The sequence below is a fragment of the Endozoicomonas arenosclerae genome (assembly GCF_001562015.1).
Lineage (GTDB): Bacteria > Pseudomonadota > Gammaproteobacteria > Pseudomonadales > Endozoicomonadaceae > Endozoicomonas_A > Endozoicomonas_A arenosclerae.
On the sequence record NZ_LASA01000051.1, the window covers coordinates 148,027 to 173,961 of the forward strand.

At 48.2% G+C, this 25,935-nt stretch carries 19 protein-coding genes; 13 read left to right on the forward strand and 6 right to left on the reverse strand.

Going from position 1 to position 25,935, the window contains the following annotated elements:
* The first annotated feature begins 482 nt into the window (after window positions 1-482).
* The 5 genes from malE (at window position 483) to malQ (ending at window position 7,871) form a co-directional block, all read left to right on the forward strand.
* On the forward strand, window positions 483-1,709 hold the full coding sequence (gene malE, locus WG89_RS03830; protein WP_062261487.1) for a maltose/maltodextrin ABC transporter substrate-binding protein MalE: 1,227 nt from the start codon (window positions 483-485) through the stop codon (window positions 1,707-1,709).
* Between the two features lie 239 nt (window positions 1,710-1,948).
* Complete coding sequence (gene malF, locus WG89_RS03835; protein WP_245662866.1) at window positions 1,949-3,529, forward strand: maltose ABC transporter permease MalF; 1,581 nt, start codon at window positions 1,949-1,951, stop codon at window positions 3,527-3,529.
* Between the two features lie 6 nt (window positions 3,530-3,535).
* A complete protein-coding gene (malG, locus tag WG89_RS03840; protein ID WP_062261493.1) occupies window positions 3,536-4,423 on the forward strand; it encodes a maltose ABC transporter permease MalG in 888 nt (295 codons plus the stop codon).
* Between the two features lie 107 nt (window positions 4,424-4,530).
* Complete coding sequence (locus WG89_RS03845; RefSeq protein ID WP_062261496.1) at window positions 4,531-5,667, forward strand: ABC transporter ATP-binding protein; 1,137 nt, start codon at window positions 4,531-4,533, stop codon at window positions 5,665-5,667.
* 11 nt (window positions 5,668-5,678) lie between these two features.
* A complete protein-coding gene (malQ, locus tag WG89_RS03850; protein WP_062261499.1) occupies window positions 5,679-7,871 on the forward strand; it encodes a 4-alpha-glucanotransferase in 2,193 nt (730 codons plus the stop codon).
* A gap of 71 nt (window positions 7,872-7,942) precedes the next feature.
* Here the strand turns inward: malQ and WG89_RS03855 are convergent, their stop codons facing one another.
* Window positions 7,943-8,953 carry a MalM family protein gene (locus WG89_RS03855; protein ID WP_172806702.1) on the reverse strand — a complete coding sequence of 337 codons (1,011 nt, stop codon included), beginning with the start codon at window positions 8,951-8,953 and terminating at the stop codon, window positions 7,943-7,945.
* Window positions 8,954-9,445: 492 nt separating this feature from the next.
* Between WG89_RS03855 and lamB the strand changes: the two genes are divergently transcribed.
* Window positions 9,446-10,900: a maltoporin LamB gene (gene lamB / locus WG89_RS03860; RefSeq protein ID WP_062261506.1), complete on the forward strand. Its 1,455-nt coding sequence runs from the start codon at window positions 9,446-9,448 to the stop codon at window positions 10,898-10,900.
* 179 nt (window positions 10,901-11,079) lie between these two features.
* Here the strand turns inward: lamB and glk are convergent, their stop codons facing one another.
* Window positions 11,080-12,051 carry a glucokinase gene (gene glk / locus WG89_RS03865; RefSeq protein WP_172806703.1) on the reverse strand — a complete coding sequence of 324 codons (972 nt, stop codon included), beginning with the start codon at window positions 12,049-12,051 and terminating at the stop codon, window positions 11,080-11,082.
* Between the two features lie 155 nt (window positions 12,052-12,206).
* On the opposite strand from glk, the gene tcdA reads away from it, so the two are divergent.
* On the forward strand, window positions 12,207-13,016 hold the full coding sequence (gene tcdA / locus WG89_RS03870; protein ID WP_062261512.1) for a tRNA cyclic N6-threonylcarbamoyladenosine(37) synthase TcdA: 810 nt from the start codon (window positions 12,207-12,209) through the stop codon (window positions 13,014-13,016).
* 115 nt (window positions 13,017-13,131) lie between these two features.
* The gene (locus tag WG89_RS03875) at window positions 13,132-14,067 is read left to right on the forward strand and encodes a bile acid:sodium symporter family protein (RefSeq protein ID WP_216638431.1); all 936 of its coding nucleotides are present in this window, start codon (window positions 13,132-13,134) and stop codon (window positions 14,065-14,067) included.
* Here the strand turns inward: WG89_RS03875 and WG89_RS03880 are convergent.
* Window positions 14,039-15,727, reverse strand: coding sequence for a SufS family cysteine desulfurase (locus tag WG89_RS03880; protein WP_062261515.1), 1,689 nt, complete (start codon window positions 15,725-15,727; stop codon window positions 14,039-14,041). The genes WG89_RS03875 and WG89_RS03880 overlap by 29 nt on opposite strands.
* 197 nt (window positions 15,728-15,924) lie before the next feature.
* Between WG89_RS03880 and WG89_RS03885 the strand changes: the two genes are divergently transcribed.
* The 4 genes from WG89_RS03885 to ilvM all read left to right on the forward strand — a co-directional run bounded on the left by WG89_RS03885 (window position 15,925) and on the right by ilvM (window position 19,728).
* On the forward strand, window positions 15,925-17,265 hold the full coding sequence (locus tag WG89_RS03885; protein WP_062261518.1) for a BamA/TamA family outer membrane protein: 1,341 nt from the start codon (window positions 15,925-15,927) through the stop codon (window positions 17,263-17,265).
* Window positions 17,266-17,601: 336 nt separating this feature from the next.
* Window positions 17,602-17,814, forward strand: coding sequence for a hypothetical protein (locus WG89_RS03890; protein ID WP_062261521.1), 213 nt, complete (start codon window positions 17,602-17,604; stop codon window positions 17,812-17,814).
* Window positions 17,801-19,447 carry an acetolactate synthase 2 catalytic subunit gene (ilvG, locus tag WG89_RS03895; protein WP_062261524.1) on the forward strand — a complete coding sequence of 549 codons (1,647 nt, stop codon included), beginning with the start codon at window positions 17,801-17,803 and terminating at the stop codon, window positions 19,445-19,447. The genes WG89_RS03890 and ilvG overlap by 14 nt, the downstream gene beginning before the upstream one ends.
* Window positions 19,444-19,728, forward strand: coding sequence for an acetolactate synthase 2 small subunit (gene ilvM / locus WG89_RS03900; protein ID WP_062261527.1), 285 nt, complete (start codon window positions 19,444-19,446; stop codon window positions 19,726-19,728). Before ilvG ends, ilvM begins: the two co-directional genes overlap by 4 nt.
* Window positions 19,729-19,740: 12 nt before the next feature.
* Here the strand turns inward: ilvM and WG89_RS03905 are convergent, their stop codons facing one another.
* Complete coding sequence (locus WG89_RS03905; RefSeq protein WP_062261530.1) at window positions 19,741-20,706, reverse strand: LysR family transcriptional regulator; 966 nt, start codon at window positions 20,704-20,706, stop codon at window positions 19,741-19,743.
* A gap of 465 nt (window positions 20,707-21,171) precedes the next feature.
* Here WG89_RS03905 and WG89_RS03910 point away from each other — a divergent pair, with 465 nt between their 5' ends.
* On the forward strand, window positions 21,172-21,630 hold the full coding sequence (locus tag WG89_RS03910; RefSeq protein WP_062261535.1) for a hypothetical protein: 459 nt from the start codon (window positions 21,172-21,174) through the stop codon (window positions 21,628-21,630).
* Between the two features lie 126 nt (window positions 21,631-21,756).
* Here WG89_RS03910 and WG89_RS03915 read toward each other — a convergent pair whose 3' ends face one another.
* A complete protein-coding gene (locus WG89_RS03915; RefSeq protein WP_062261541.1) occupies window positions 21,757-22,569 on the reverse strand; it encodes a PTS sugar transporter subunit IIA in 813 nt (270 codons plus the stop codon).
* A gap of 210 nt (window positions 22,570-22,779) precedes the next feature.
* Window positions 22,780-25,926 carry a hypothetical protein gene (locus WG89_RS03920; protein ID WP_062261543.1) on the reverse strand — a complete coding sequence of 1,049 codons (3,147 nt, stop codon included), beginning with the start codon at window positions 25,924-25,926 and terminating at the stop codon, window positions 22,780-22,782.
* Window positions 25,927-25,935 lie beyond the last annotated feature (9 nt).

The window sequence follows — 25,935 nt, forward strand, 5'->3', positions numbered from 1 at the left end:
GCCCAAAATCATGTATTGAGTATTCCGGGCCGGTTCAACATCTCCCTTATTAATTCTAAAAACTATTAAAAATATATCCTTTTAATTAAAAGCCCTTAGTCGTTTATATGTTTTTATCTTTAATTCATATTAACTTTTATTTTTAGAACATTATGTGAAAAAGGCTCTCTTGATAAAATTTGTTCTTCACATCATCATCGCCTCTCTATTCTACCGCTATTATTGAATGAATTATTTCAGCTCTGCTGAAGCAATAGCAGACTGAGCATTTATCTTTCATTTCAGGCTGTCATAAGACATATCAGCCTGAAAAGTGTGAAACTTCATACACGACCGTACCGCTAAGGGAAAAAGCATATCTAATACTCAACGGAAAGAACGTCATACCCGGTTGCGAATGAAGTGTGTCTCACTGAAAGCGTCTGGAGAGCCTTCCTGATGCCTTCACCTGAACAGCCAAATTGATCGGGAGCCGTTGACTGATGATCAAAATACTGGGTACTCCACTTGGCAATACCGTAGCCGCTGCTGCAATTACTCTCGGCGCTGCCTTCAGCCCGTTCAGTGCCTACTCCTTTCAGGATGACGAACTGGTAATCTGGGTAGGCGGCGACAAGGCTTACAATGGCATCCGTGAAATAGGTAAGGAGTTTGAAGAAGACACGGGGATCAAGGTCAAGGTCGAGATTCCGGAAAACATTACCGATCGTTTTCAACAGGCTGCCGCCTCAGGCAGTGGTCCCGACATCCTGTTCTGGGCTCACGACCGATACGGTGAATGGGTTAAAAGCGGATTGTTGTCTCCTGTAAACCCCACTCCTAATTTCAAGAACAAGATTGATAATCTGGGATGGGAAGCTATGACAGTCAACGGTAAAACCTATGGTTATCCTATTTCCATGGAAGCCATCAGTCTTATTTACAACAAGGATATTCTGCCTGCCCCTCCCAGTTCGTTTGAAGAAATGTTCCCACTCAAAGATAAACTGGCTAAACGCAAGGAAGGCAAAGTGACCACCATTATGTGGGACCAGATCCAACCCTACTTCACCATGCCCATGCTTGCTGCAGACGGGGGCTACGTCTTCAAGAAAACCCCCACTGGCTATGATGTCAAAGACACTGGTGTCAATAATGCCGGAGCCATGGCCGGGGCAAAAATGCTGACTGAACTGATTGATAAAGGTGTATTGCCCAGAGGCGTTGATTACGGCGTCATGGAATCCAGCTTCAATAACGGTAAATCAGCCATGATGATTACCGGTCCCTGGGCCTGGTCAAACCTGGACAAGAGCAAGATCAACGGTAAAAAACTGAATTACGGTGTAGCCGCTCTACCCAGCATCAACGGCCAGCGCTCCAAAGCCTTTGTGGGTGTCTGGGGGGCAACACTGAACAGCGCCAGTCCCAACAAATCCCTGTCCAAAGAGTTTCTTGAGAACTACCTGCTGACAGACGACGGTCTTCGTACTATGAACAGCGATGTTCCGCTGGGTGCTGTAGCTAACAAAAGCTACATGAAAGAGCTGGAAAAAGACCCTCGCATCAAAGCTACTTATGACAACGCCGTTCATGGTTTGCTGATGCCCAACGTACCTGAAATGGGCAAGTTCTGGTCTGCCATGGAGTCTGCTCTCCTGAACATCACATCAGGCAGACAGGACTACAAGAGCGCGCTTAATGACGCAGCCAAACGGATTGTCAACTAGGCTGTCTACCGGGAAAAATAATTTCTCGCTCATGGCTGTTTAATATTGAAAGCACAGCCATTTCAGAACATGCAGTCCACTCATCGAGATGGAATGCATGTTCTGTCCGAGGCTCTACTTCTGACTCACCCAGACTAATATCTGGCTTTCTGCACGCTGTCAGTCGTACTCCTCTTTATCTATCGCAACAAAAAACAACCATCGATGTACTTTGAGCTTTGCTCATCACATCAGTAAGTATGAGCAGCACCTGCCCCGGAGGCATACCTATGGAGGCTGATCAGAAAGCCCAAAGCCCAATGACCTGGCTGGTTTGGGGAATTATTGGCCTGATTGATCTGATATTGCTCTACGGCGTGACTTTGATGTACGCCCAGGAAGAGATAGCCTTTGCCCTGATCATCCTTTTGATTGTCTGTACCGGAACCTGGGTGTTCATCAGCAACAAGGGGTACAACTACCGGTATGTTTTCCCTGCCCTTCTGGGTGTCTCTATTTTTATAGTTTTCCCCCTTATCTATACGGTTAATGTCGCTTTTACCAATTACAGCTCCAGTAATTTGTTGCCGCTGGAACGGGTTAAACTGCTTCATTTGCGAAAAACCTATAAGACGGATGGCGAGTCCTACAACTTCAAGGTCTATCAGCAAGACTCCGATTACAGAATACTGTTTATCAGCAACAAGGAAGCTGACAAACACCTGGTCAGTCAGCCCTTCAACGAAACGACTATTCCTTCCCCATTGAAAACCGACTTTTCGCCAGACTTGCCTGAAGGAGAAGAGCTGCCTTTTCGCGACACCATCAAGCTTCGTCAAACACTGAAAAAGCTGGCGATTGAACTGCCCGACAGCTCTGAACTGTCGATGACCAGCCTTAGAAAGTTCGGCCCCATGTCAAAAATCTATCGGGATATTGGTCACGACACACTGGAAGACGTCAGAAACGGAAACCAGCTCAAACCCAACTATGAAACCGGCTTTTACATTGAAGTCCCTGAAGGGCAACCCGATTCAGCAGGAAAGCAGACAGGGCCTGGATTTGTCGTTTATAACGGTTGGGACAATTTCGTCCGCGTGATCAATGACCCGGGCATTCAGGGACCTTTCCTGCAAATATTCACCTGGACCATTGTGTTTGCCGGTCTATCGGTATTCTTCACTCTGGTTGTGGGATTACTGATGGCCTGCCTGGTTCAGTGGGAGCCGCTGAAGGGGAATGGTGTCTACAGACTGTTGCTGATCCTCCCCTACGCAGTACCGGCCTTCATCTCCATTCTGATTTTCAGGGGGTTGTTTAATCAGAACTTTGGGGAGATCAACATGTTGTTGAACCTGCTGTTCGGAGTTCAGCCAGAATGGTTCAGCAATGAGTTCCTGGCAAAAACCATGGTGGTTATCGTCAACACCTGGCTGGGTTACCCCTACATGATGATTCTTGCCATCGGCTTGTTAAAGTCGATTCCGGATGACCTTTACGAGGCTTCAGCCATCGACGGTGCTTCTCCTATCCAGAACTTTTTCAGCATCACCCTGCCAATGATCATCAAACCTCTGACGCCCCTCTTAATTGCCAGCTTTGCCTTCAACTTCAACAATCTGGTGCTGATTGCCCTGTTGACCGACGGTGCACCCAACATCATTGGTGCAAGCACACCGGCCGGTGCAACCGACATACTGGTCAGCTACACCTTCCGTATCGCCTTTGGTCAGTATGGACAGGATTACGGACTGGCTTCAGCGATTGCGACCTTTATTTTCATAATGGTGGGTGTCATTGCCTGGGTGAACCTGAAAGCCACCAAACGGGTACTGGAGTGAACGACTATGATGGTACAGCCTAGAAACCTGAAATACCGGGTCTGGACAGCCAGGATCTTCATGATCCTGTTCCTCTGCCTGATCATGTTTCCCTTTCTGATGATCATCTCGGTATCGTTTCGTTCCGGTAATTTTGCCACCGGCGACCTGATACCTAGTAACCCCAGTCTGGAACACTGGTATCTTGCGTTTGGTATTCCCTGGGAAAATGCCGACGGTTCCATGACCCAGCCACCTTTTCCTGTTCTGTTGTGGCTTTGGAATTCCATCAAGGTGGCTTTTATTTCCACCGTTTTAATCCTGCTGCTGTCCACGACCGGCGCCTACGCCTTTGCCAGGCTGAGATTTCGTTTTAAGGAATCCATGCTGACAGCCATGATGATTCTGCAAATGTTCCCCGCCGTTCTGGCCCTGGTGGCTATCTATTCCCTGTTCGACCAGATTGGTAGCTATGTCCCCTGGTTGGGGCTGGACAGCCTGGGCTCGGTAACTGTCGCCTATCTGGGTGGTCTTGCACTGCATATCTGGCTGATCAAAGGCTATTTCGAAACGATCGACCTGTCTCTGGAAGAAGCGGCCGCCATCGACGGTGCTACATCCTGGCAGGCATTCCGATATGTATTGCTGCCCCTTTCGACGCCCATACTGGCTGTTGTGTTCATCCTGGCATTTATCACCAGCATTGCCGAATACCCGGTAGCGTCTGTACTTCTGCAAAGTATGGATAACCTGACACTGGCGGTGGGCTCAAGACAATACCTGAATCCACAGAACTATCTCTGGGGAGACTTTGCTGCGGCAGCTGTTCTATCGGGCCTGCCTATCTCCATTATTTTCCTGTTGTGCCAACGCTGGATTGTCGGCGGTCTGACATCAGGTGGAGTGAAAGGGTAGTCACATACCCAGCCGGAACCTGTCGAACAAAAGTTTAAGTTCTACAGGCTCCTAGAACCCGTTACGGCAAATGATCGCAAGACTGCGAATGAAAAACGGAAAACCCTATGGCTGAAGTTAAGCTTGTCAATGTTTCCAAAAGCTACGACCAGGGAAAGACCTGGACACTGAAGAATATCAACCTGAACATTGCAGAGGGTGAGTTTATCGCTTTTATCGGTCCTTCTGGTTGCGGTAAATCGACTCTGCTTCGTATGGTCTGTGGTCTGGAGGACATCACGGAAGGTGAGCTGTCCATTGCCGGAGAGCTGATCAACGACTGGCCTCCCAATGAGCGCCGAGTGGGCATGGTGTTTCAGTCCTACGCTCTCTACCCGCACATGTCTGTTGCTGAAAACATGGCTTTTGGTCTCAAGCTGGCCAAAGCCGATAAATCTCTGATAAACAGCCGTGTTGAAGAAGCAGCCCGTATTCTCCAGCTGGAAGCATTACTGGAAAGAAAACCAAAAGCCATGTCAGGAGGCCAACGACAAAGGGTGGCTATTGGTCGCTCCATTGTACAGCAGCCAAGGGTTTTCCTGTTTGATGAGCCCCTTTCCAATCTGGATGTAGCGCTTCGGGTTCAGATGCGACAGGAAATAGCCAGACTGCACAATCGCCTGGAAACCACCTCTATCTATGTCACCCATGATCAGGTGGAGGCCATGACCCTGGCAGACCATATTGTGGTTCTCAGCCCTCTGGCTCTCGATGCTGAAAGTAACCTGGAGCAAGTCGGTAAACCTCTGGAGCTTTACCACCATCCAGCAAACCTGTTTGTAGCCGGCTTTATCGGTTCTCCAAAAATGAATTTCTTTGATGGTTTTATTGAAGAAACCGGCAATAACGAAACCCGGGTCAAGCTAACAACAGGAGAAATTCTGACCGCCAATGTTGACAGCCAATCAGCCAACAAAGGCGACAGAGTTGTACTGGGTATCCGACCTGAAGATGCACTGGCAGAAACAGATAACGGCAATGCCGTTGAAGGTAAAGTCGAAACACTTGAACGCCTTGGAGCCGAGTCCTACATCTACATGAGCCACGATACCATTCGTGAGAACTTTATTGTGCGGGTTGAAGACTCTCGTAAACGGGAAGTGAACAGCAAAATGAAGATTGAGCTCCCGATCCAGCTTTGTCACCTGTTCAACGCAGAAGGAAAAGCTTTTCATCGTACCCAGGCTCCAGCCTACGACTTATAAGAGAAACCGTTATGTCTGATCCTAAACTGATTGAACTGTTGGCTGGGCACTGTGGCATATCAGGAGAGTACGATGACTGGGCCGGCAACCCTGTTAATGTTCCAACAGAATACAAATTACCAATTCTCAGAGCCTTGGGGCTCGAAGTTGATTCAGATGAAGCCATTCAGCATGCTATAAACGACAACGAGCAGCAAAGGTGGCAACAGCTAATCTCACCTGTTTATGTCTTTACCCGAGGACAGCCCTGCCTTATCAGTCTGCATGTGGATGAACGACAGATGGGCAACCTGTTCAAGGCTGAAATAACGCTGGAAACAGGCAGTCAGCATCTTCTGACCTTGAACACTGGAGACATGACGGCAGAAACCAGCAGGACACTTGACGACACAACTTACCACCACCTGATGTTCAAACTGCCAGACGACTTGCCACTGGGCTACCACAAGCTCTCTCTGCAAAGTAACAATACGAGAGGTCAATCACTGATTATCATTGCTCCCGACACCTGCTATGAACCCGAAAAACTGAACAAAGGGAACAGGATCTGGGGCAGTGCTATTCAGCTTTATACCCTGAGAACTGATCAGGACTGGGGCATGGGAGATTTCTCAAGCCTTCGGCTACTGGCCGCTCAACTGGCTGAACAGGGTGCAGATATTGTTGGCCTCAATCCGATTCATGCCCTCTACCCAGCCAACCCGCTTCACTGCAGCCCCTACAGTCCTTCCAGCAGAACATATATCAACCCCATGTACATTGATGTTATGGCTGTCGCTGATTTTGATGACTGTGAAGAAGCCAGGAAGCGTTTTGAGGATCCAGAGTTCAAGCAGCAGTTAAATCAGGCAAGAAAGGAAGAGTACGTTGATTACAGTCTGGTAGCCTGGTTGAAGTTTGGCTTTTTGAATACACTCTTTGAGCACTTCTATGAACAGCATATAACATCTGAAAGTCCTCGCGGCGTTGCCTTTCTTAACTTCTGCAAAAACAAGGGACCTGGTCTCGCAAGACATGCTCTCTATGAAACCATTTATGAGCACTACAAAGGCCTGGACATCAACAACTGGGGCTGGCCATGCTGGGAATCCCTGTTTCAGGACCCGGAGTCCAATGCGGTAAAAGAGTTTGCCAGTCATAACCAGAAGAGAATCCAGTACTATATGTATCTGCAATGGTTGGCTGAAGACCAGCTGGCCAAGGCTCAGGAGGCGGCTATTGAAGCCGGCATGCTGGTCGGAATTTACCGAGACCTTGCCGTAGGTGTGGACAGTGGCAGCTCCGATGTCTGGAGCAACCGTTCACTCTATTGTCTTGACGCAGGCGTGGGTGCACCTCCCGATGGTGTCGCCCCTCAGGGACAGAACTGGGGACTCCCTCCTTTTAACCCTCAGATACTCAGAGATCAGCAGTATCAGCCATTTATTGAAATGGTTCAGGCCAACATGAGTCATTGCGGGGCTCTGAGAATTGATCATGTGATGGGCTTGCTGAGACTCTGGTGGTGCCCAAAGGGAAAAACTGCAGACTTTGGTGCTTATGTTTATTACCCCCTGGATGATTTTCTGGGCATCATTAAACTGGAAAGCCACCGTCGTCAGTGCCTGGTCTTTGGTGAAGACCTGGGAACCGTTCCACCTGAAATTGAAGCAGCTTTGCCTCCTGCCCTTTTCTACTCAAACGAGGTTGCGTTATTTGAGTGTCTTGGTGATCATTTCACCCCACCCGAAGAATACAAACCTATGGCCCTGACCTGTATCAGCAACCACGATATTCCCCCACTGAAAGCCTGGTGGAACTGTGTCGACCTTGATCTGCGTCTGCAGCTGGGCATCTATGATCACAACAGGGCACAACAAGAGAAAGATGCCAGACATCAGGAGAAGCTCGCCTTGCTCAAAACACTCACCAGCATTGGAGAACACCCTGAAGGCATGAACCCTGACGATATCTCAACCATGGGCTACTCAAGGGAACTCATGGAAAAGACTCACTACTACCTGGCAAAAACCGCTTCCAAAATCACCGTACTGCAACTGGAGGAAGTGTTACAGATTGAGTCTCCGGTGAATATTCCGGGTACCAGTGAAGAATATCCAAATTGGCGTCGGAAGCTGACAGATACTTTGGAGAATATATTCAGTGACTCCGTTAACAAATCATTTTTTAACAATTTGGGCGTGATTCGAAGAGACGCTGTATAAAGAGCTCTCTCGTCTTTGGTTGAGATGCATTGAACCCGGTAAAAAATTGGATTCAATGCATCTATCCATGTTTACTTATTAAACAACTGATCCACTTCTTCCTGAACGCCTTTTATCTGATCCACAGCTTGCAATGCTGCAGCGCCCTGACCAGCCTTCAATTGATCCGCTACTTGCATTTGATAGTGATACAACACTTTGCCAGCATAGCCATCTTTACCGTCCGGTGCTTTGGGCATATCGAGCTTTTCTACTGGCTTACCGTATTGACTGACAAAGTAGCCTTCCGTTGCTCGAACAATATTTCTCAGCTCAGATCTTGCATCCAGAGCTTGTGAAATACTCCCTGATTTCAGCCCTGAGTTAACGGCATTGACATAGTGTTGCCGAACCTCTTTGGAAAAACTGTCTTCAACAGCTGTGGGCAACCCTTTTGGCAAAGCTACTGCAGAAGCCGCTACAGGCATAGGAACAACTTCCGACGTGTAAACGTCAGAACTTTTGATAGTGATGCCAAGATGACCCTGGTTTCCATGTAAGGCAACCGGATCTGGTACAGGCGGGGCCACAACACCGTAGGCTTTGGCATACTCCTTAGCTTCATTGACCAAGGTTGTTGTTTCCTGCCTCGATTTATCAGTGGTGTAGATCAACATACAGGTTGCTCGATCAGCAGAATGGATTCGATTGTCGATTACGAAACGCGCTTCAACACCTTCCCCGGTAGTGAAACCTGGCTTTCGATATTTGACCTGGCTTGCCGGAACACGACCCACAATACTGCCTTTTCTATCCAGAAGGACCACTTCCGGATAAAACAGCTCTTCTTTATTACCTGCTTTGACAACGTAGCTGTCAATTATGACTTTATGGACACCTGTCTCCGGTATTTTGAAAGCCAGAAATGGAGTTTCTCCCGAAGGCTGCTTTAAGCGTGAAGTAAACTCATTCACTACAACTCTGGCTCTGTCTTTCCCTGCGGGAAACTTAAGTGGCTGACACTTAATTGCCGCCATTGAATCATAGAGTTTGCCTTCACTTTCCGTCTGTTCCGGCCTTTCATCCTGAAATGTGTCAGGCAAATTTAAATAAGAGCAACCTGACAGATACAGACAAGGCAACAAAAAGCCAATTCGCTTGAAAGAAGATCTCGTTATGGAAGGAATAAAAGCAGCCATTCCGTTATACGATCCGTTTAACCTCCAGAACCTCTCCCATCTATTCATAAAAAATACACCTTTATTCACCAACAAGAGAAAAAATGCAGCAATGCATCACTTAACGTAACAAGTGCTATAGCTCATGCAGTCCAGAGCCTGTAAGACAACATAGTCTGAAAATCCACTTTGAGATCAAAAAAACCATGCGCCATAAGTCAAATTCCTCATGGATTTTTTGCTGATTATTAATCTGTGGTCTAGATTTTTGTACGGGTATACCGATGCACTTCAAGGAATCACCGAAAGGAACATCAAACTACAAATGTGCCTAATCGTTAGCCCACTTCACCGGAATGTTACCTGCCAACCGTAACCTCTGGTTTATACGACGTTCACCACACAAGGTAGATCACAATGATTCAGCAACAGAGAGCTCTGTCTGCTCTGAGTCGCAGTATTGGAGCTATTTCTCTGGCTTCCCTGACTACGATGGCTTTAGCTGTTGAAGGCGTAGGAGTCGACTTTCATGGCTACGCCCGTTCAGGCATAGGCAGAGCCGCTAAAGGTGGAGACCAGGCTTGCTTTAAAGCAGCTGGTGCACCAGCCAAATATCGTTTAGGTAATGAGTGCGAAACATACACTGAGCTGAAACTTGGTGCTGAATTAGCAGATGATAATGACACCTCTTTCAGACTTGAAACCAATGTTGCATATAAAGTATTCCAAAATAACGACTGGGAAATGCCAGGGCAGGGAAACAACTACTTTGGTAACAATGAATTTGCTCTTCGAGAAGTGAATATGCAGGCAAGAAATATCTTTCAGGCATTGCCAGGAAGTATGCTCTGGGCAGGAAAGCGCTTCTACCAGAGGCATGATGTGCATATGAACGACTGGTACTACTGGGATGTCTCAGGTCCTGGTGCAGGCATTGAAGACATCAATCTAAATTTTGCCAACCTGGACATAGCCTGGCTCAGAAATACTCCTACAGTCGGGTATTATGACAAGACAGATCCATCCAACCCTTTAAAAAAGGAAGTTGAGGTAGAGACTGACATCATCGACATTCGATTGAATGAAATCAAACTGTTGGACAACCTCAGCCTTGAACTGGGCTTAGATTACGGTAAAGGAAACCCACCAGATAAAGCGAGCTTTAAAAAGTCAGTTGATAAAGACGGCTGGATGCTGACAGGTGAGTTAACCTGGGCAGTTCTAGGAGGCTTTAACAAGTTCGCACTTCAATATGCCACAGATGCTATGACTGGTCCTGGAGTAGGCTCTACAGGTCGTTTCATAAACAGTGCAGAATGGTTCAAGGGCAATAAGTTATATCGCATATTGGATCATGGTTCTTTCTCCTTAACCGATCGACTGGATATTATGTACGTTGCAGCCTGGACACAGGTAGATTACGACAAAAAAGCACAAAACCTTGATCCCGGATTACCCAGCAAAAAAACCTGGATGACAGCAGGAGTCAGGCCTATCTGGAAATGGACTGAACTCACAAGTACTGCTGTAGAGCTAGGATGGGATAAAGTAGAGAATGCCTATTATTCTTCTACAAACATTGGAGGCCAACATCACTTTGATAGCCAATTGGTGAAGTTCACAGTTGCTCAGCAATTCCATCCAAAGTTTGGTGCTTTTGTAAGACCCGTTATAAGAGTATTTGCGACTTATGCAGACTGGAAAGCCATCGACAATCCATTATGCAAAAAATCTGAAGGTCTCGAGAAAGAATGCAGTGCGCTTGGTCTTGAGTACTTCGATACAGGTACCTCTGCAGAACAAATCATGAGAACCTTCGGCAAAGACTCCAGTGGCTGGACATACGGTGTTCAATTTGAAGCCTGGTGGTAATAGTAATATTACAGGTTAATAACTTTAAGGGCGGTTCTTATACCGCCCTTTCTCACGACTGATTATTTTTTAAACAATTTCTCGGAGTTTTTGGTTTTCCTGAAGCCTGAGCAGTCGCCCAAAGGTTAATCCCAGACTTATCCACAACCTTTGGGGATACTTTTAAAAGACACCTGACTTCAGTAATTGCCTGAACAATTCAGATATGCTGCAGCGCCTGTTAAGCCCGGATGCTCAGACAGAATCAGTGAGGTAGGTATACCTGACATATAATCTTTCATCTTATCCCTTCTCTCAAAAGCTTTTCTGAAAGTCCCTTTTGCAAACAGCTTTTTGACGCGTGGGATGATACCGCCAGCGATATAGACACCGCCTCTTGCACCAAGAGTCAGTGCTGCATTACCCGCCGTATTGCCCAGTATCTCAAAGAAATGATCCAGCACTTCATAGGCCAGAGAATCATGTTCCTCCAATGCCTGGCCTGTAATATCTGCCGCCTGAAGTCTATCCATCCGACCATCCAGACTGGAGTGGGCTTCATAAAGTAATTCCAACCCTGAGCCTGAAAGGATTCGCTCAACGCCTAACAAACCTCCCACCTCTTTTCTCATGAATCGCCAGACGCTGATATCTCTTTCAGAAGTAGGAGCAAAATCGACATTGCCACCTTCGCCAGGTAAAGCTTTCCAGCCCATAGGGGTTTCAATTAATCCACAAACCCCCAGGCCGGTACCCGGACCAATGACCAGCTTGACGGCATCGGGATCCATCTCAAGCTCTGGTCCAATAGACAGAAGCTCTTCACTGGGCAGATGGGGAACAGCCAGAGCCTGAGCAGCAAAATCGTTGATCAGCTCCATCACTTCCAGATTGAAGTCTTCCTTGAACTGTTTCTGATCAATCTTCCAGTGACTGTTGGTAAATCGTACTTTGCCATCCAGAACCGGACCGGCAACCGCCAGACAAGCCCTGGCAATAGTTTCCACGCCCTGACTCTTCAGATAGACCCGAACGGCCTCTTCAAGGTCGGGGTAATCAATACTCGACATTCTCTGAATGCCTTCCAGTTTCAGGCTGTCAGGATTTACCAGGGCAAAGCGGGCATTGGTACCACCAATATCACCCACCAGAGATCGCAATGCTGTAGTCATCAGAAACACCCAAGCTATGAGGAAACCAACAGGTTTCATGACAAGTGCGGATGTCAGTATTATAATCCCGCGCCCAGCATCCTGACCTGGAAATAGCTATTCTGTTCCAGGCCGTCAGAGAACGTTTTTTACAATAGAGCATCCGGACACCCTCTATGACAGTTGCTTCAGAAAACTTAGCCAATGGCTATGATGCCCGATTTGGAGGAAGCCGCAGGCTCTATGGCAGCGATGCGGTCGATAAACTGAAACAATCCCATGTCTGTGTCATTGGTATCGGTGGAGTAGGTTCCTGGGCTGCTGAGGCTCTGGCGAGAACCGGTGTTGGAACCATCACCCTGATTGACCTGGATGATGTCTGTGTCACCAACATCAACCGTCAGCTACACGCCACAACCGAGACTATTGGTCAATCCAAATGTGAAGTTATGGCAAGCCGAATTCGGGCTATTAACCCTGAATGTCAGTGCAACGTCATTGAAGATTTTATTACGACAGACAACCTTTCAGAGCTGATCAATCAGGACTTTGATTATGTGCTGGATGCTATCGACAGTTTCAGGGTCAAGGCAGCCCTGATCAATCACTGTAAAAGAAACAAGATTCCAATCATCACAACGGGTGGTGCCGGTGGTCAGATGGATCCCACCCAGATCCAAATCACTGACCTCACCAAAACCTGGCACGATCCCCTGGCACGCAAAGTCAGAAGTCACTTACGCGACTTCCATGGCTTCACAAAAAACAGTAAACGGAAGTTTGGGGTAGACTGTGTATTCTCGTCAGAACAGGCCGTTTATCCACAACCTGACGGAACCGTTTGCCAACAGAAACCCTCCGACCTGGGTTCAACCAAAATGGATTGTGCCAGCGGTTTTGGAGCTGCTACGGTGGTGACTGCAACCTTTGGCTTTGTTGCGGTCTCACGTATCATTAAAAAACTTACAGAAAAGAAAGCACAGTAAAGTCAGTCTGTTCAAACAGATCCTTTTTACTCTATCTCCAGATATTGGGGTTCATTTACTTTCGCCCTATCGTCTGGAGATTATTAATAACAAAGCACTGAAAAATAATCACGTCATGCTGTTAACTACGATTACACGACTGTTCCCCTTGTGGGCTGTCCTCTTTTCAGCTCTTGCCTATTCCTTCCCTGGTGGATTTGACCATTTGGGTTATCTGATTGCTCCCGGCCTCAGCCTGATCATGTTGTTTATGGGCCTGACACTGTCCTGGGAAGATTTTGCTCAAATTCGTAACCGCCTCCCTGCCTTAACAGCAGGCGTTTTTCTCCAATTTGGCATTATGCCCTTTGCAGGATTACTGATTGCTCAGCTTCTTGAACTTCCGGTAGACCTTACGGTCGGTATGATTCTGGCGGGCAGTGTAGCGGGTGGAACAGCTTCCAATGTTCTCTGTTATCTGGCAAAAGGCGATGTAGCGCTTTCTATATCCATGACTGCTGCATCAACATTGATTGGCGCTTTTGCCACACCTTTTTTGATCAGCTTTCTGGCTCACCAATATATTGAAGTAGACCCTTGGGATCTGATGTGGGGACTGGCCAAGATCGTGCTTTTCCCGGTAGCACTGGGTGTATTGATCAATCATTTCTGCCATGGATTTGTGAAGAAGTTGAATCCCGTATTCCCACTTTGCTCCATGGCCACCATTATCCTGGTGATCGCAGTGGTTGTGGCTTCCAATGCTCAGGCACTCCCGGAAATTGGACTCATCACCATTCTGGCTGTAGCGCTGCATAACTGCACAGGTCTAAGCCTGGGGTATCTAGTTGCTCACTTGCTGGGCTTTGACAAGAAAACCTGCAAAACAGTAGCTATTGAAGTAGGTATGCAGAACTCTGGCCTGGCTGTGGTATTAGCCACCAAGTTTTTCACCCCTGGCGCAGCTCTGCCAGCTACCTTCTTCAGTATCTGGCACAACATTACCGGCTCTGCTCTTGCTACCTGGTGGGCAAGGAATGCTTCTACCCAAACCGGTGAGCAAGAGACCTGATCTCTTCGATGATTGCCCTGAGTCCGTTCCCTCGTGACGGACTCAAATGATTATAAAGATCCAGCTTTTCAAACCAGCCATCGACATCAAAACGACTGATGTCATTCGGTTTACGGCCATTGAATACCGATAGCACTATGGCAATCAGCCCCCTGATGACTCGTGCATCGGAATCCACTGCAAAATATAGCGTCATGGTCTGCTCATCATAAAAGTGATGCAGCCAGACCGTACTTTCACAACCATGTAGTCGCGACTCTTCCGTCTTCATAGCATCAGGCAGTGACGGCAGTGTTTTTCCAAGCAGCATGATATGACGGTATTTATCCTGCCAGCTTCGAGCCGCAGTAATCTGCTGAAAAATCCGTTCTTGTGAAAACGCATCGTCATGCTCACCTTGAAGCTGGTTGAAGAATTCAGACTGGCTTTCAACCGCTCCCTCCTCAGGTAAAGATGCAAACTCACCTTTGACAATACTGGTCAGTGCATTAAGAAAGGCATCCACATCTTCAAGAGTGTTATAGACAGAAAAAGACGCTCTTACTGTACCAGCCAGACCCAGATGCTCCATCAAAGGCATGGTGCAATGATGACCTGTGCGAACCGCAATACCCTGCTGATCCAATAGCAGCCCGATATCCTGATTGTGCAGTCCATCCACCACAAACGAAACGACAGATACCTTCTGTTCTGCCTCGCCCACCAGTTTGACTCCCGGAATTTTCTTCAGGCCTTCTTCTGCTCTCTCTCTTAATTCAGCTTCATGCTCAGCCACCTGATTCATATCAAGAGCTCTCACAAACCGAATAGCTTCCCTGAGCCCTATGACACCAGAAACATTGGGTGTACCCGCTTCAAATTTAAACGGTAACTCATTAAACGTGGTACCACTGAAGCTGACCTGTCGAATCATCTCCCCACCAGACTGCCAGGGAGGCATAGCTTCCAGCAGTGCTTTTCGACCGTATAAAACCCCAATACCAGTCGGACCAAAGACTTTATGGCCTGAGAACACATAGAAATCGCAGTTCAGCTTTTGCACGTCTACAGACGTATGAGCGACCGCTTGAGCACCATCCACCAGAACGACTGCTCCTTTAGCCTTGGCTTCAAGAATCAGCGTCTCAATTGGATTAATGGTGCCAATGGCATTGGAAACATGAGCAATAGATAGAATACGGGTCTTATTCGTCAACAATTCACGAAAACTGTTTAGATCCAACTCGCCTTTGTCAGTGACATTAATCACCTTGATGACGGCTCCTATCCGCTGGGCTACCAACTGCCATGGAACAATATTGGCGTGATGCTCCATGGCGGAGAGCAAAATTTCGTCACCCGGCTGCAGCTGGCTTTGCCCCCAGCTTTGAGCCACCAGGTTCAAAGCTTCTGTCGCCCCCCGAGTCCAGATGATTTCATCCGAACTAGCAGCATTCAGGAAATGTCTGACTTCTTCCCTTGCCTCTTCAAAGGCGTGGGTTGAACGAGCACTGAGGTAATGAGAAGCCCGGTGCACATTGGCGTTAGCTTCCCGGTAGAAACGGTCAATGGCCTCAATCACCGGGAAAGGCTTCTGGGTGGTAGCTGCATTATCCAGATACACCAGGGGCTGACCATGAGCGTGTTGCTCCAGAATGGGGAACTGCTTTTTCAGGTTCATAAGACCTTATCCTGATCCGATGCGGGCATTTTACTGAGAACAGACGGGAGATAAAGACCAGGCGGAAAACACTCTCGCCAAATAAGTCGATCAACTTACTTCAATATATGGCGGTCAATAGGAATAACCTCTTATACCAGAACGGGCGAACCAATTAGAAAATAGCGAGTTATTCAAGAATCTGCTGAACACACATAATGCTGAATAATGCCCATAGCGGACAACAAATAGCTTGCACCTTGCCTGAGCACACAAAACCCGCTAGCAGAATAGCTTTCACTCTGAAAAGCACTGCTGCTTCCCTGCTACTGGCAGCAAGTGCTCAAAATGCTATTGCAGCTTCTGAGCCTGCAGCCAAGGAGCATGATGTTGCCGGGGTGCCTTTCCTGTTCAGCTCTGAAGACTGGGGAACCGCTTTTGGTGGTGCCGGTATTATCAAGGGTATTGGACAACCACAGGCATCCCTGTTCGGTACTGCTATTGCCTCCAGTAACGGCTCAGCCCTGATTTATACCGGCCTGCATAACGTCATCATTCCAGGTCTGGACCAGATGCTGGTGAGCGTTAACGCTCTCTATGGCGACTACAAACAATCCAGTTATTATCTGCCAGGCAATCCAGAATTTGGTGCTGAACAACCCGGCAGCAACGACTCCAGCAAAGAGAACTTTGTCACTACCAGCAGTGTTGAACAACGATACGCAGCCCGCTTTAAATACATCCTCCCTATTGCTGAAGGTCGAAACGGCGCACTGGCCAGCCTGAAACAGGATGCTCTGGGCAACGCTGCTGCAGGTAAAGAATGGAACCCTCTGACCTCTGGTATCAGCTCTTTCGAGGTTCAACCATTCTACGAGAGCCAGGAGCTGGAAGAGTTTTCACCCGACTCTGCAGACCGGGCAGCAGGCATCAAGTTTATTCTGGACTACGACAACCGCAACTCCAGCCAACTGCCTACCCGCGGCAGTCAGACCACCTTCACTTACACCAAAGACTGGGGAAGTGAAAACCGGGCAGACTGGGCGACCTGGGAGTTTGAATTCAGTAAATTCATCAATCTGGGTAGTAATGAATACCTTGATCAACAGGTCATTGCCTTCAATGCCTGGATCGCTGACACCCCAACATGGAATGACACGACTAACGTCAATGGTGTAGAAGAGTACAAGCGTCCTCCTTCTTTTGCCGGTGTATCTCTGGGGGGTTGGGACAAGCTGAGAGGCTACAACACCGACCGTTTCTATGGACGCTCTGCGGTCTCCTACAGCTTGGAATTCAGAGCCATTCCTCACTGGCAGCCTCTGGAAGATCTGCCCATCATCGGGCCTTTGTACGACATCCCCTGGTGGCAATGGACCCTGTTTATTGATGCCGGTCGAGTAGCCGATGACTTTGACCTGGGCGAGTTGCACAGCGATATGAAATACAGTGTGGGTGGAGGTATTCGCTTCAAGGTTGAAGGTGTTACGGTTCGAACTGAAATCGCCAGCAGCAAAGAAGATAACCAGCTTCGTATCTTTATAAACCAGCCCTTCTGATTCACTCGCCAGTAAGAAATATTCTTCTTACTGGCCCCTTCTTTTTACTGTCCCCTGAAATATATTTTCTGGCACATGCTGGCTCCGTGTGTTATATCTAAAAATACATCGAACAACCGAATTTGTATTTGTCTGTCATGAAACTTAACCCCATCAGCAACATTATTATGCTACTAGTCGTGGTGATTAACATCTCCGCGCGGGGGTCTGTTGGCTGACAGATCAGAGTTTCCAGGAAACCCCCGCACCGAAAGGTCCGGGGGTTTTTTCATATTTGGGGTCTGAAAAACCCCGGGAGCAAACCCATACATTGCTCCCAACAGTGAGGATAGAACCATGCTAAACGTCAACAACAAACTGATTATTGCCGTTCTAAGTCTGATTATTGTCGCCGTCATCAGCCTGCCTGCTTTGCTGCTGGTTATCCTCCCTGTTGCTGTTTTCTTCTCTCTGCAGCAGTGGTTTGAACTGAGCAATCGTAAGCCTGTACGTATCAAGGCTGAAGTTCATACTGGCCAGGAGAGAGGACCGTCCCATGAACGGCGCTAACGCACTTGTAAAGAATCTCTCCCAACGTGGCATTCGTCATGTGTTTGGTTATCCCGGCGGCACAATCATGCCAGTGTATGATGCCCTGCTTGAATCCGGTGTTGAGCATCTGCTTTGTCGCCATGAACAGGGGGCGGCCTTCGCAGCCATAGGTTATGCCAGAGCCAGTGGAAAAACCGGGGTTTGCATAGCGACCTCAGGCCCAGGTGCGACCAATCTGATTACGGCTTTATCCGATGCCATGCTGGACTCCATCCCGCTGGTAGCCATCACAGGTCAGGTGCCTACTGCGATGATGGGAACAGACGCTTTCCAGGAAATCGATATTCTGGGTATGACTCTGGGCTGTACCAAGCACAGTTTCCTGGTGACTGATCCTGACGATATTTGCGACACTCTCAACAAAGCTTTCATCCTGGCTCAGTCCGGCCGCCCAGGCCCCGTTCTGGTAGATCTTCCCAAAGATATTCAAATGTCTGAAGCTCATTATGCGCCACCCCTTGATGTGATCGAGGAGAGAGCGGCAGACAGTTTCGACAAGATTGATACCGCCATCTCGTTGCTCCAGAAAAGCAACAAACCCGTTGCCTACGTAGGTGGCGGTGTAGGTATGGCTAATGCTGTTGAGGAACTCCGTGAGTTTTTATCCCAAACCGGAATCCCCAGTGTTTGCACACTGAAAGGTATTGGAGCTGTCCGCCCTGACGACCATGGCTACCTGGGCATGTTAGGTATGCATGGAACCCGGGCGGCCAATCTGGCGGTCCAGGAATGCGATCTGCTGATTGCCATTGGCGCCCGTTTTGATGATCGGGTGACAGGCAAACTCGAAGGCTTCGCACCCAACGCCAAAGTCATCCATATGGATATAGACCCTGCAGAGTTTGGCAAGCGCCGCCTTGCCGATGTCAGCTTGAGCGGTTGTCTGAAAAAAAATCTCAGCAGTCTGAACATCACCCTGGAGAAAGAAGACTGGATGCATCACTGCAAGACCAGTCGAGCTTCCAGCCAGTGGTGCTATGACAAGCCAGGGGAAGATATTTTTGCGCCACTGCTTCTGAAACAGTTATCAGAAGCCACCAGCGAAAACTCCGTTATCAGCTGTGATGTAGGTCAGCATCAAATGTGGGTAGCTCAACATATGAGTTTTTATCACCCCAGCAATCATCTCTCCAGTGCCGGACTGGGCACTATGGGCTTTGGTCTGCCCGCAGCTATTGGCGCGGCTATCTCAAGACCGGAAGATGATGTCATCCTGGTTTCCGGTGATGGTTCTTTCATGATGAATGTTCAGGAACTGGCTTCCATCAAACGCAAACAGCTGCCTGTAAAAATTGTTTTGCTCGATAACCAGCGACTGGGCATGGTGAAGCAATGGCAGGAGCTCTTCTTTGACCAGCGTTACAGCGAAACAGATCTTTCAGATAACCCGGACTTTGTCACCTTGGCCAAAGCCTTTGGTATTGAAGGCAGAATGATTACCGAAAGACATGAAGTGCTCCCGGCTCTGGACGAAATGCTCCAGGCTCCCGGTGCATGGATTCTTCATGTCTGCATTGATGAGCGAGAAAACGTATGGCCCCTGGTGCCCCCCGGTGCCGCTAACCACGAAATGATGGAGGTAAGCGCATGAACACTTCCCAGCAAGCAGCCAAAAGTAACTACTCACTGACCATTCAGTGTCATAAGAAACCCGAAGTGATGGAGCGACTGCTGAGAGTGGTCAGACACCGTGGGTTTGACCTTGAAAGCTTCTCCATGCGCAGCTCTGATTGTGGCAAGATGGTGTCGGCCGACATCGATGTCTGCAGTGAACGTCCTATAGAGATGCTCACCAGCCAGATAGAAACACTGTATGATGTTCTCCAGGTTCATCAGCCTATGGCGACTCTTCGACAGGAGAGCATCATCTGAAAGGCAGGAGTATCAAGAATCAGGTTGAGGAGCTTCCTCTTCCTGATCACCCTCAGGTTCACTGACAAACATATCCAGCTCTTTACTCTGAATATGTTCCAGCAATTCATCCCTGACGAACTCCCTCATCCATCGGTGGGCACGATTTAACTCCCAGTATTCAGGCCAGACAATATTAAAGCTCACCGGAGGAATACTCTTTGGACACTCCCGGATGACATAGCCTGAAAGATCAGCCATAAACATCGACAACGACTCCGGCGCCAGAAATACACAGTCTGTCCCCTTGATCAGAGCAAGGCTGACAGAGAGACTGGGAGACCAGGTTTTGACCTGAACCGTTTGCAGAAAGTTATTGATCTCCCCCTGCTGGTGCAGATTCATATTGTCGCGCTGAACCACAAAGGAGAAAGCGCTCAGGGCTTCCTCGGAAAAAGCCTCATGGGCCAGTGGATGATTCTCACAAAGAATCAGGCACATTCTATCTTTCATCAGGGAGAAACTGGACAGCCCTTCATCCTGAATACCCATATAGCCAATAGACAGATCGAGCTTACCTGTGGCCACATCAACCGCCGGATTAATGGCCTGCAGCTCAAACGTCAGCCCTGGAGCTACAGCCCAGATCTTCTGCAACACCTCGGGCAGTATTCTCTCCAGCACCATATGACCGGAAGCGATCCTGAAGTGGCGCTGGGTAGTGGCTATATCAAACTGCTGATTCTCGAAGATGCTGCTGGCCTCAGACACCACACGATTCACATCTTCATGCAATGACATAGCCTTCTCTGACAGAAAGATACGATTGCCTTTTCTGACCAGAATCGGGTCATTTAACGCTTCCCTCAACTGGGCCAGAGTCCGGCTCATGGCAGACTGGGTCACACACATCATCTGTGCTGCTTTGGAAACACTCTGTGTATCCAGCAGGGCTTTCAGGCCAGGCAGCAGGTTTAGATTCAGTCTGGAAAGATTCATAAATGGCTAATGCCTATAGCGACTACAAAAACGACAACAAAACATTTTGCGCCTACCTTACCCACAAAAACGATCATTCGAAATGTTTTTCATGGTGAGTAGCGCTGAGGGAAACCAAGAGTAAGGAAGTATGGCTAAACAGCCCCGCATTTTGAATAAAATCTTTCAATTTGAAAGCTCATTCAGAATAAAAATAATAACAAAAGCCTGCAGGGGAAGGGGCTCGTTATTGCAGCCAGCGTATCATCCGAAATACGACAAAGTATAAATACTTATTTAAACTTTCATTTGATTCGTAATCAGGTACACTGGAGATGTGCGCTCGTTTACAGGTTCTGTCCAGCCGTCCGGAAACCATAGCGGGTTGTGTGATTTACGGCCCGGCTGTCTCCGGGAGATTGTCTGAGCTTTCTCCCAAGACAGATCTGTTGACAGGCATTACTGAAAGCGCAGTAAGGAGGGTCCATGAACCATAACAAGTACAAAGAACTGCAGGATCTGGTTGACAACTACCTGGACTCGGGATTATCAGCCAGGGAGTACGTTGAAGCCTGTGTCGACGCAGGTGATATCAGCGCTGCAGAAGCCCTGAAACTGCTGTCTGTTCTTAGGGAAGCCCAGTCAGTTACATTCAAGCTGGCCGAAGTTGCGGACTATGAGCATCCCGGCCTTCAAATGACGCTCATGCGCAAGGGAGAGGAGTATGAAAACGACGATCCTCTCTTCAATATTACCTTTGATGAAAGCCTCGATCCTGACAGGGAGGAAGTGATCGACCTATTACAGAACTTTGCCAAGGAACTGGCCGTGCTGGCCACCCGGGGTGAACTGAATGAAGCCGAAGCAGTGGACTCCATTGATGAGAGCCCTGAAGAATGGCTTGATCACCCTAACATCATGCCAGCGAGCGAAACCCGTCACTAAACCCGAATAACGAACAACATTTCATCTCTCAGTTGGATGAAATCAGAAAAGCCAATCGAATTTATGCTGCCCAGCATAAGATTCAGATGAGTTAGCCAAAGCGCCCAACCAAGGGCGCTTGCTTTTTTAGATCGAAGTCAGCTCTTCATCCATCAGTTGTTCGAGTCGTTTTAATGCTGCACTGGCATGCAAACCAGAAAGCCTGATCCCCAGCGTTTCACCACACACCAGCTCAAGCCCAAGCAGTTTCACCAGACTGCGGCCATTGACATAGTCGCCGTTCTTACTGACATTTCGGACATCAACACGGGTGTCATAATCTGTAAGAGCAGAAATAAACGCGCTGCCACACCGGGCATGCAAACCATTGGTATTTCGGATCACATACTCTCTGGTTACTTCTTTGACCTTGCTGCCCGTCCGGCTAACCCATCCGCGTTCACAGGTTTCTCTTCTGGACTGTTTCATGTAGCCATTCTGCCACTCCTTCTGGCTCCCCAGCCCGGGTAGAAGCTTGCCCTCGAGTGCATCGACAATTTTGCCAGCCTCACGGGTTCGAGCCAGATAGCTGCAGAGTGGACGATTATCGAGGACCCGGGTAAGACCACTTAGAATCTTGAGATGCTCATTGCATTGGGCCGCAATGCCAAAAGCCAGAAACACCTGCTGATCCACGCCCCACTCCACACCTTCGGGAAACTGGATCACAACGACCCCGGTTTTCTTGATGGCATGGCGACTTTCAGGCATCCCATGGGGGATAGCAATGCCATGATCCAGAAAGGTAGAAGCGAGCGTCTCACGGGTGTGTATACCGGGGAGATATTCAGCAGAAACCAGCCCTGTTTCGATCATTTTGTTGCCAGCTAACTGCAAGGCTTCCTGCTTGCTTCTGGCCTCCTGCTGTAAAAAAATCTGTGTTTTTTCGAGTTTTAACATCAGTAAACAAACCGCGCTAAATCGTTTCAGCCAACCCAATATAGCCAAAACGTAAGAGTGCCTTTATAACCACTTATCCTTCAGGTCAGCTTTTTTATCATTGGAGTACAACAAAGGTAGACCGAGCTGGCACAGAAATCACATATCCAGGCGCCAAACTTGATTGATAGGGAATAATCCGATGGGTGAGTCCTGCCCAATAATGCTGTTTCAAACAGTCTCATTTCTGACGAAGTGCAGTCCTGACCGTCCTTCAACTTGACTGGTATCAATCCCTAACTGCCCTTTGGTCATTGCACGCTTTAACCAGTAATTGGCCAGCCATGTGCCCAGTAGGGGGACTCTCGCACCACGCACTTGAATGGAAGGTTGACTGAATTGAACAACATCTTCTTTCAGGGGGCTCTGAACTGACAAAGACAGGTCAGAGCCCACCAGCCAACCCAGCAGGAATGGCAGTTTTCCAAGCACCTTGAGAGTAGGTGCCTTAACAGCAAAACTGACTTCCAGTCTGTCATCTTTCACCGCTGTTTTAACCTGGCTCACTCCCTGACAATGGCTTAACTGAGCCACTCGAATCTCTTTCTTCGAGAGCGCCGGTTTTTCTCCCGCTTCCTGTCGTTTCTTGAACACAAGCTTCTTGTGTCCGCCCTTACCTTCTGATCTGGAATCACTCTGAACCCTGGTACTAGAAGAAGGGGATACTGGAGTTTCCTTCTGTACTTGAGGAGACTCAGACCGGATGTCTTCCTGCTCATTGACTCTGGGGGTAATTTCAACCTCACCGGGCAAAGAAGAAGGTATAACACCTGTAGCAAGACCTTTCTGTACAATGGCGGGAGAAAGCGTCTCAGAATCACTTTGAAGCGAAGGAAGCACTTCATTATCTACTTCCAAAGAATCAGAAACAGTTAGAGGCAGAGGATCTAAAGCACTGTTCTCCAGACTATTCCGTTCGCCTTCCTCATCATCAACACGCACTTCATCAGGGGTCCTATTACTGGTTGGAATGACAGGCTCGAGTGGCTCCTGCATGACAAAAGGTTCGGGAGATGTTGAGACTGAAAGCTCTCCGACTGAGTCTTTGACAGGGGAATCCACAAAGGTCACAGGGTTCGTGAAAGGTTCCTCAACTCTGGCTGTCACTGTATCCAACAATGGATCAGACACCTCCAGCATTTCAGGCTCCATGACGGTTACAGAATCCTCTTCGTCCGGCTCTCCCAGCAAGCCCAGACAAAGCAGGTTCATTATCTGGCCGGATGACTGCGGGTTCATACCCATTTCCTTGCGGAACAGCTGATCCAGCTCAGTGACCTTCAGCTCCTGTCCCATAAGACGAGAGACAGCAAGAACCATCAGCTCTTTGTCTTTAATCGAGCGATCTCCAGCTTCAATACGAATATCGCCCTCTGCCAGACAAGCCACACTGCCCACATCAACAGAGAAATAACTGGCCACATCAACAGGATCATGGGCTCCATGCCGGCTGTAATGCTCAGAAGTACAATCTTGATATTTCTTCCACAACAACTCCAGAGTCTTAAACTCCAGAGGGAAGTCCAACAGCAATATCTCGTGAACAATAGCCCCCATCGGAGGGCTGACTTTCAGAGAGACATCTTTAAGGCTGGTTGGAAACTCTTCGCGGGTATCAGACACTTCATTAACCAGTCCCAGGTTAAGCGACACATCAGGCACTTTGATTTCCAGAACACCCTCTTCATCCAGACTAAACCCTGAAAGCTGCAGAGAAGCAGAAGACAACTCGGCATGGGCCGTATCAGTAAAGTCGATACGTTGCTCACTGAATGCCATTGATGCTGAAGCTGGCTGGCCTGAAAGCTGCCCTCTGACGACACCTCTTAGTGTATGAAACAACTTCAGGGCATTTTGATAAGACTGAACTGATTTTCCAGCATTGGACGCTCTATAAAGCATGGCTGCAGTATGCTTTTCCTGCTTCGATAACTCATTTTCTCTCTCTTTAAGCAAGGTTTGAGTGCGATCCAGATTTTGCCGGTAATCTGTCAGCATCACCTGACATTCTTTTTTTCCCTCGCCTTCCTGCATCCTTGGAAGATCTTCTTCCAGCATTTTTACGGTTTTCTCTCTCAGCTGACACAGAGCCGCCATACCTTTGGCTTTGACAGTGAAGCCATCTTCCCGCTCTCTGGATTTCTTGAGGCTCTCAGCGCCCTGCTCTTTTTTCCAGGTCGTCACAACCGGAGATAGCAATCGAATTACAGCCTCCCCCATCGCCTCAGAAAACAGGTCTGATGTCACACTGCCTTCCTCAGTTTCCAAACCATCAACTGAGAATTGAATGACATCTCCCAAATGTTTTTCAGCATCAAGTCCGGATGTTTCTGCATAGAGGGCATCAAATGCCTCAGACACTTTTTTGTACGCCCCGAAAATCTCTGTTTTTCCACAGGTCAATAACTTGTTCAGAGGTTCTGCCAACGGTTCTCCAATTCGGACTCGGCATCCACCTTTCATTTTAATTGGGCCAACAGCTTTACCTTCGCCCAGCGAGAAGCAGTTGGCCGATACTTCCGGAATTTCCAGCTCAAGATGTCCATCCTCAAAACAGAAGCGACCGACATTAACCACCAGATTTTTAGCCTGAAAATCATAACGGTCAGGGTCAGCCACTTTTACATCACCCAAACGCATCTCAAACACCTTGCCCTGATGCTTCCCTTTCTTGTTTTTATTGAAAACATCTTTCAGCACCATAAGAGCTTGAATACCGGTGGAAATATTCTCCTCAAGCACTTTCATACTGAGGGACTGCTTGCTCTTGCTGGCAGCCAAAGCCTGTTCATAGGATCGGACTTGTTCCGCCGACCTTGTCAAATAAGCTCTTTTGAGAACTAATTGTTCGCGAGTCCTTTGTTGTTCCCTCACCAGATCGCTGTATTCTTCCATCTGCTCAGGAGTCAGTGCTTCCATACTCTTACGTAAGTTTTGCAGTGCCTTGTCAGTGCGTTTCAGAGAGGCCTCAAACTCTTTGACGTCTAGCTTGATCTGTTTCTGATTATCATGTTCCTCAGAAATTAAGTCGCGGATCTCCTTTTGACTGGCACCAGCCACCGATGAAATTGCAGAGCTGAAAAAAGAGATAAAGCTGGACGACAGCGAACTGAGTGCCCGGGTCAACAGACCAGGTTTAACGGGGACAGTCTCAATACCCCTTTCTGCAAGAGATCGGAAGGGTTTATGTTCTGAACGAGACAACACCTGCTTTCGGGTGGCCTCTTCCTTACGAACCCCTTGAGCTTCTTTAGGTAAGTCAGAAGATGGAGATAGTTGTGGGGGCTTCCTGCCCGTTCCTTCACTCCCTACATTCATTTTGCTTTT

Excerpts from the sequence above, each read along its gene's own strand:
- malE (WP_062261487.1), top strand. The coding sequence starts at position 483 with ATGATCAAAATACTGGGTACTCCACTTGGCAATACCGTAGCCGCTGCT.
- malF (WP_245662866.1), top strand. The coding sequence starts at position 1,949 with ATGAGCAGCACCTGCCCCGGAGGCATACCTATGGAGGCTGATCAGAAA.
- malG (WP_062261493.1), top strand. The coding sequence starts at position 3,536 with ATGATGGTACAGCCTAGAAACCTGAAATACCGGGTCTGGACAGCCAGG.
- WG89_RS03845 (WP_062261496.1), top strand. The coding sequence starts at position 4,531 with ATGGCTGAAGTTAAGCTTGTCAATGTTTCCAAAAGCTACGACCAGGGA.
- malQ (WP_062261499.1), top strand. The coding sequence starts at position 5,679 with ATGTCTGATCCTAAACTGATTGAACTGTTGGCTGGGCACTGTGGCATA.
- lamB (WP_062261506.1), top strand. The coding sequence starts at position 9,446 with ATGATTCAGCAACAGAGAGCTCTGTCTGCTCTGAGTCGCAGTATTGGA.
- glk (WP_172806703.1), bottom strand. The coding sequence starts at position 12,051 with ATGACTACAGCATTGCGATCTCTGGTGGGTGATATTGGTGGTACCAAT.
- tcdA (WP_062261512.1), top strand. The coding sequence starts at position 12,207 with ATGACAGTTGCTTCAGAAAACTTAGCCAATGGCTATGATGCCCGATTT.
- WG89_RS03875 (WP_216638431.1), top strand. The coding sequence starts at position 13,132 with ATGCTGTTAACTACGATTACACGACTGTTCCCCTTGTGGGCTGTCCTC.
- WG89_RS03880 (WP_062261515.1), bottom strand. The coding sequence starts at position 15,727 with ATGAACCTGAAAAAGCAGTTCCCCATTCTGGAGCAACACGCTCATGGT.
- WG89_RS03885 (WP_062261518.1), top strand. The coding sequence starts at position 15,925 with ATGCTGAATAATGCCCATAGCGGACAACAAATAGCTTGCACCTTGCCT.
- WG89_RS03890 (WP_062261521.1), top strand. The coding sequence starts at position 17,602 with ATGCTAAACGTCAACAACAAACTGATTATTGCCGTTCTAAGTCTGATT.
- ilvG (WP_062261524.1), top strand. The coding sequence starts at position 17,801 with ATGAACGGCGCTAACGCACTTGTAAAGAATCTCTCCCAACGTGGCATT.
- ilvM (WP_062261527.1), top strand. The coding sequence starts at position 19,444 with ATGAACACTTCCCAGCAAGCAGCCAAAAGTAACTACTCACTGACCATT.
- WG89_RS03905 (WP_062261530.1), bottom strand. The coding sequence starts at position 20,706 with ATGAATCTTTCCAGACTGAATCTAAACCTGCTGCCTGGCCTGAAAGCC.
- WG89_RS03910 (WP_062261535.1), top strand. The coding sequence starts at position 21,172 with ATGAACCATAACAAGTACAAAGAACTGCAGGATCTGGTTGACAACTAC.
- WG89_RS03915 (WP_062261541.1), bottom strand. The coding sequence starts at position 22,569 with ATGTTAAAACTCGAAAAAACACAGATTTTTTTACAGCAGGAGGCCAGA.
- WG89_RS03920 (WP_062261543.1), bottom strand. The coding sequence starts at position 25,926 with ATGAATGTAGGGAGTGAAGGAACGGGCAGGAAGCCCCCACAACTATCT.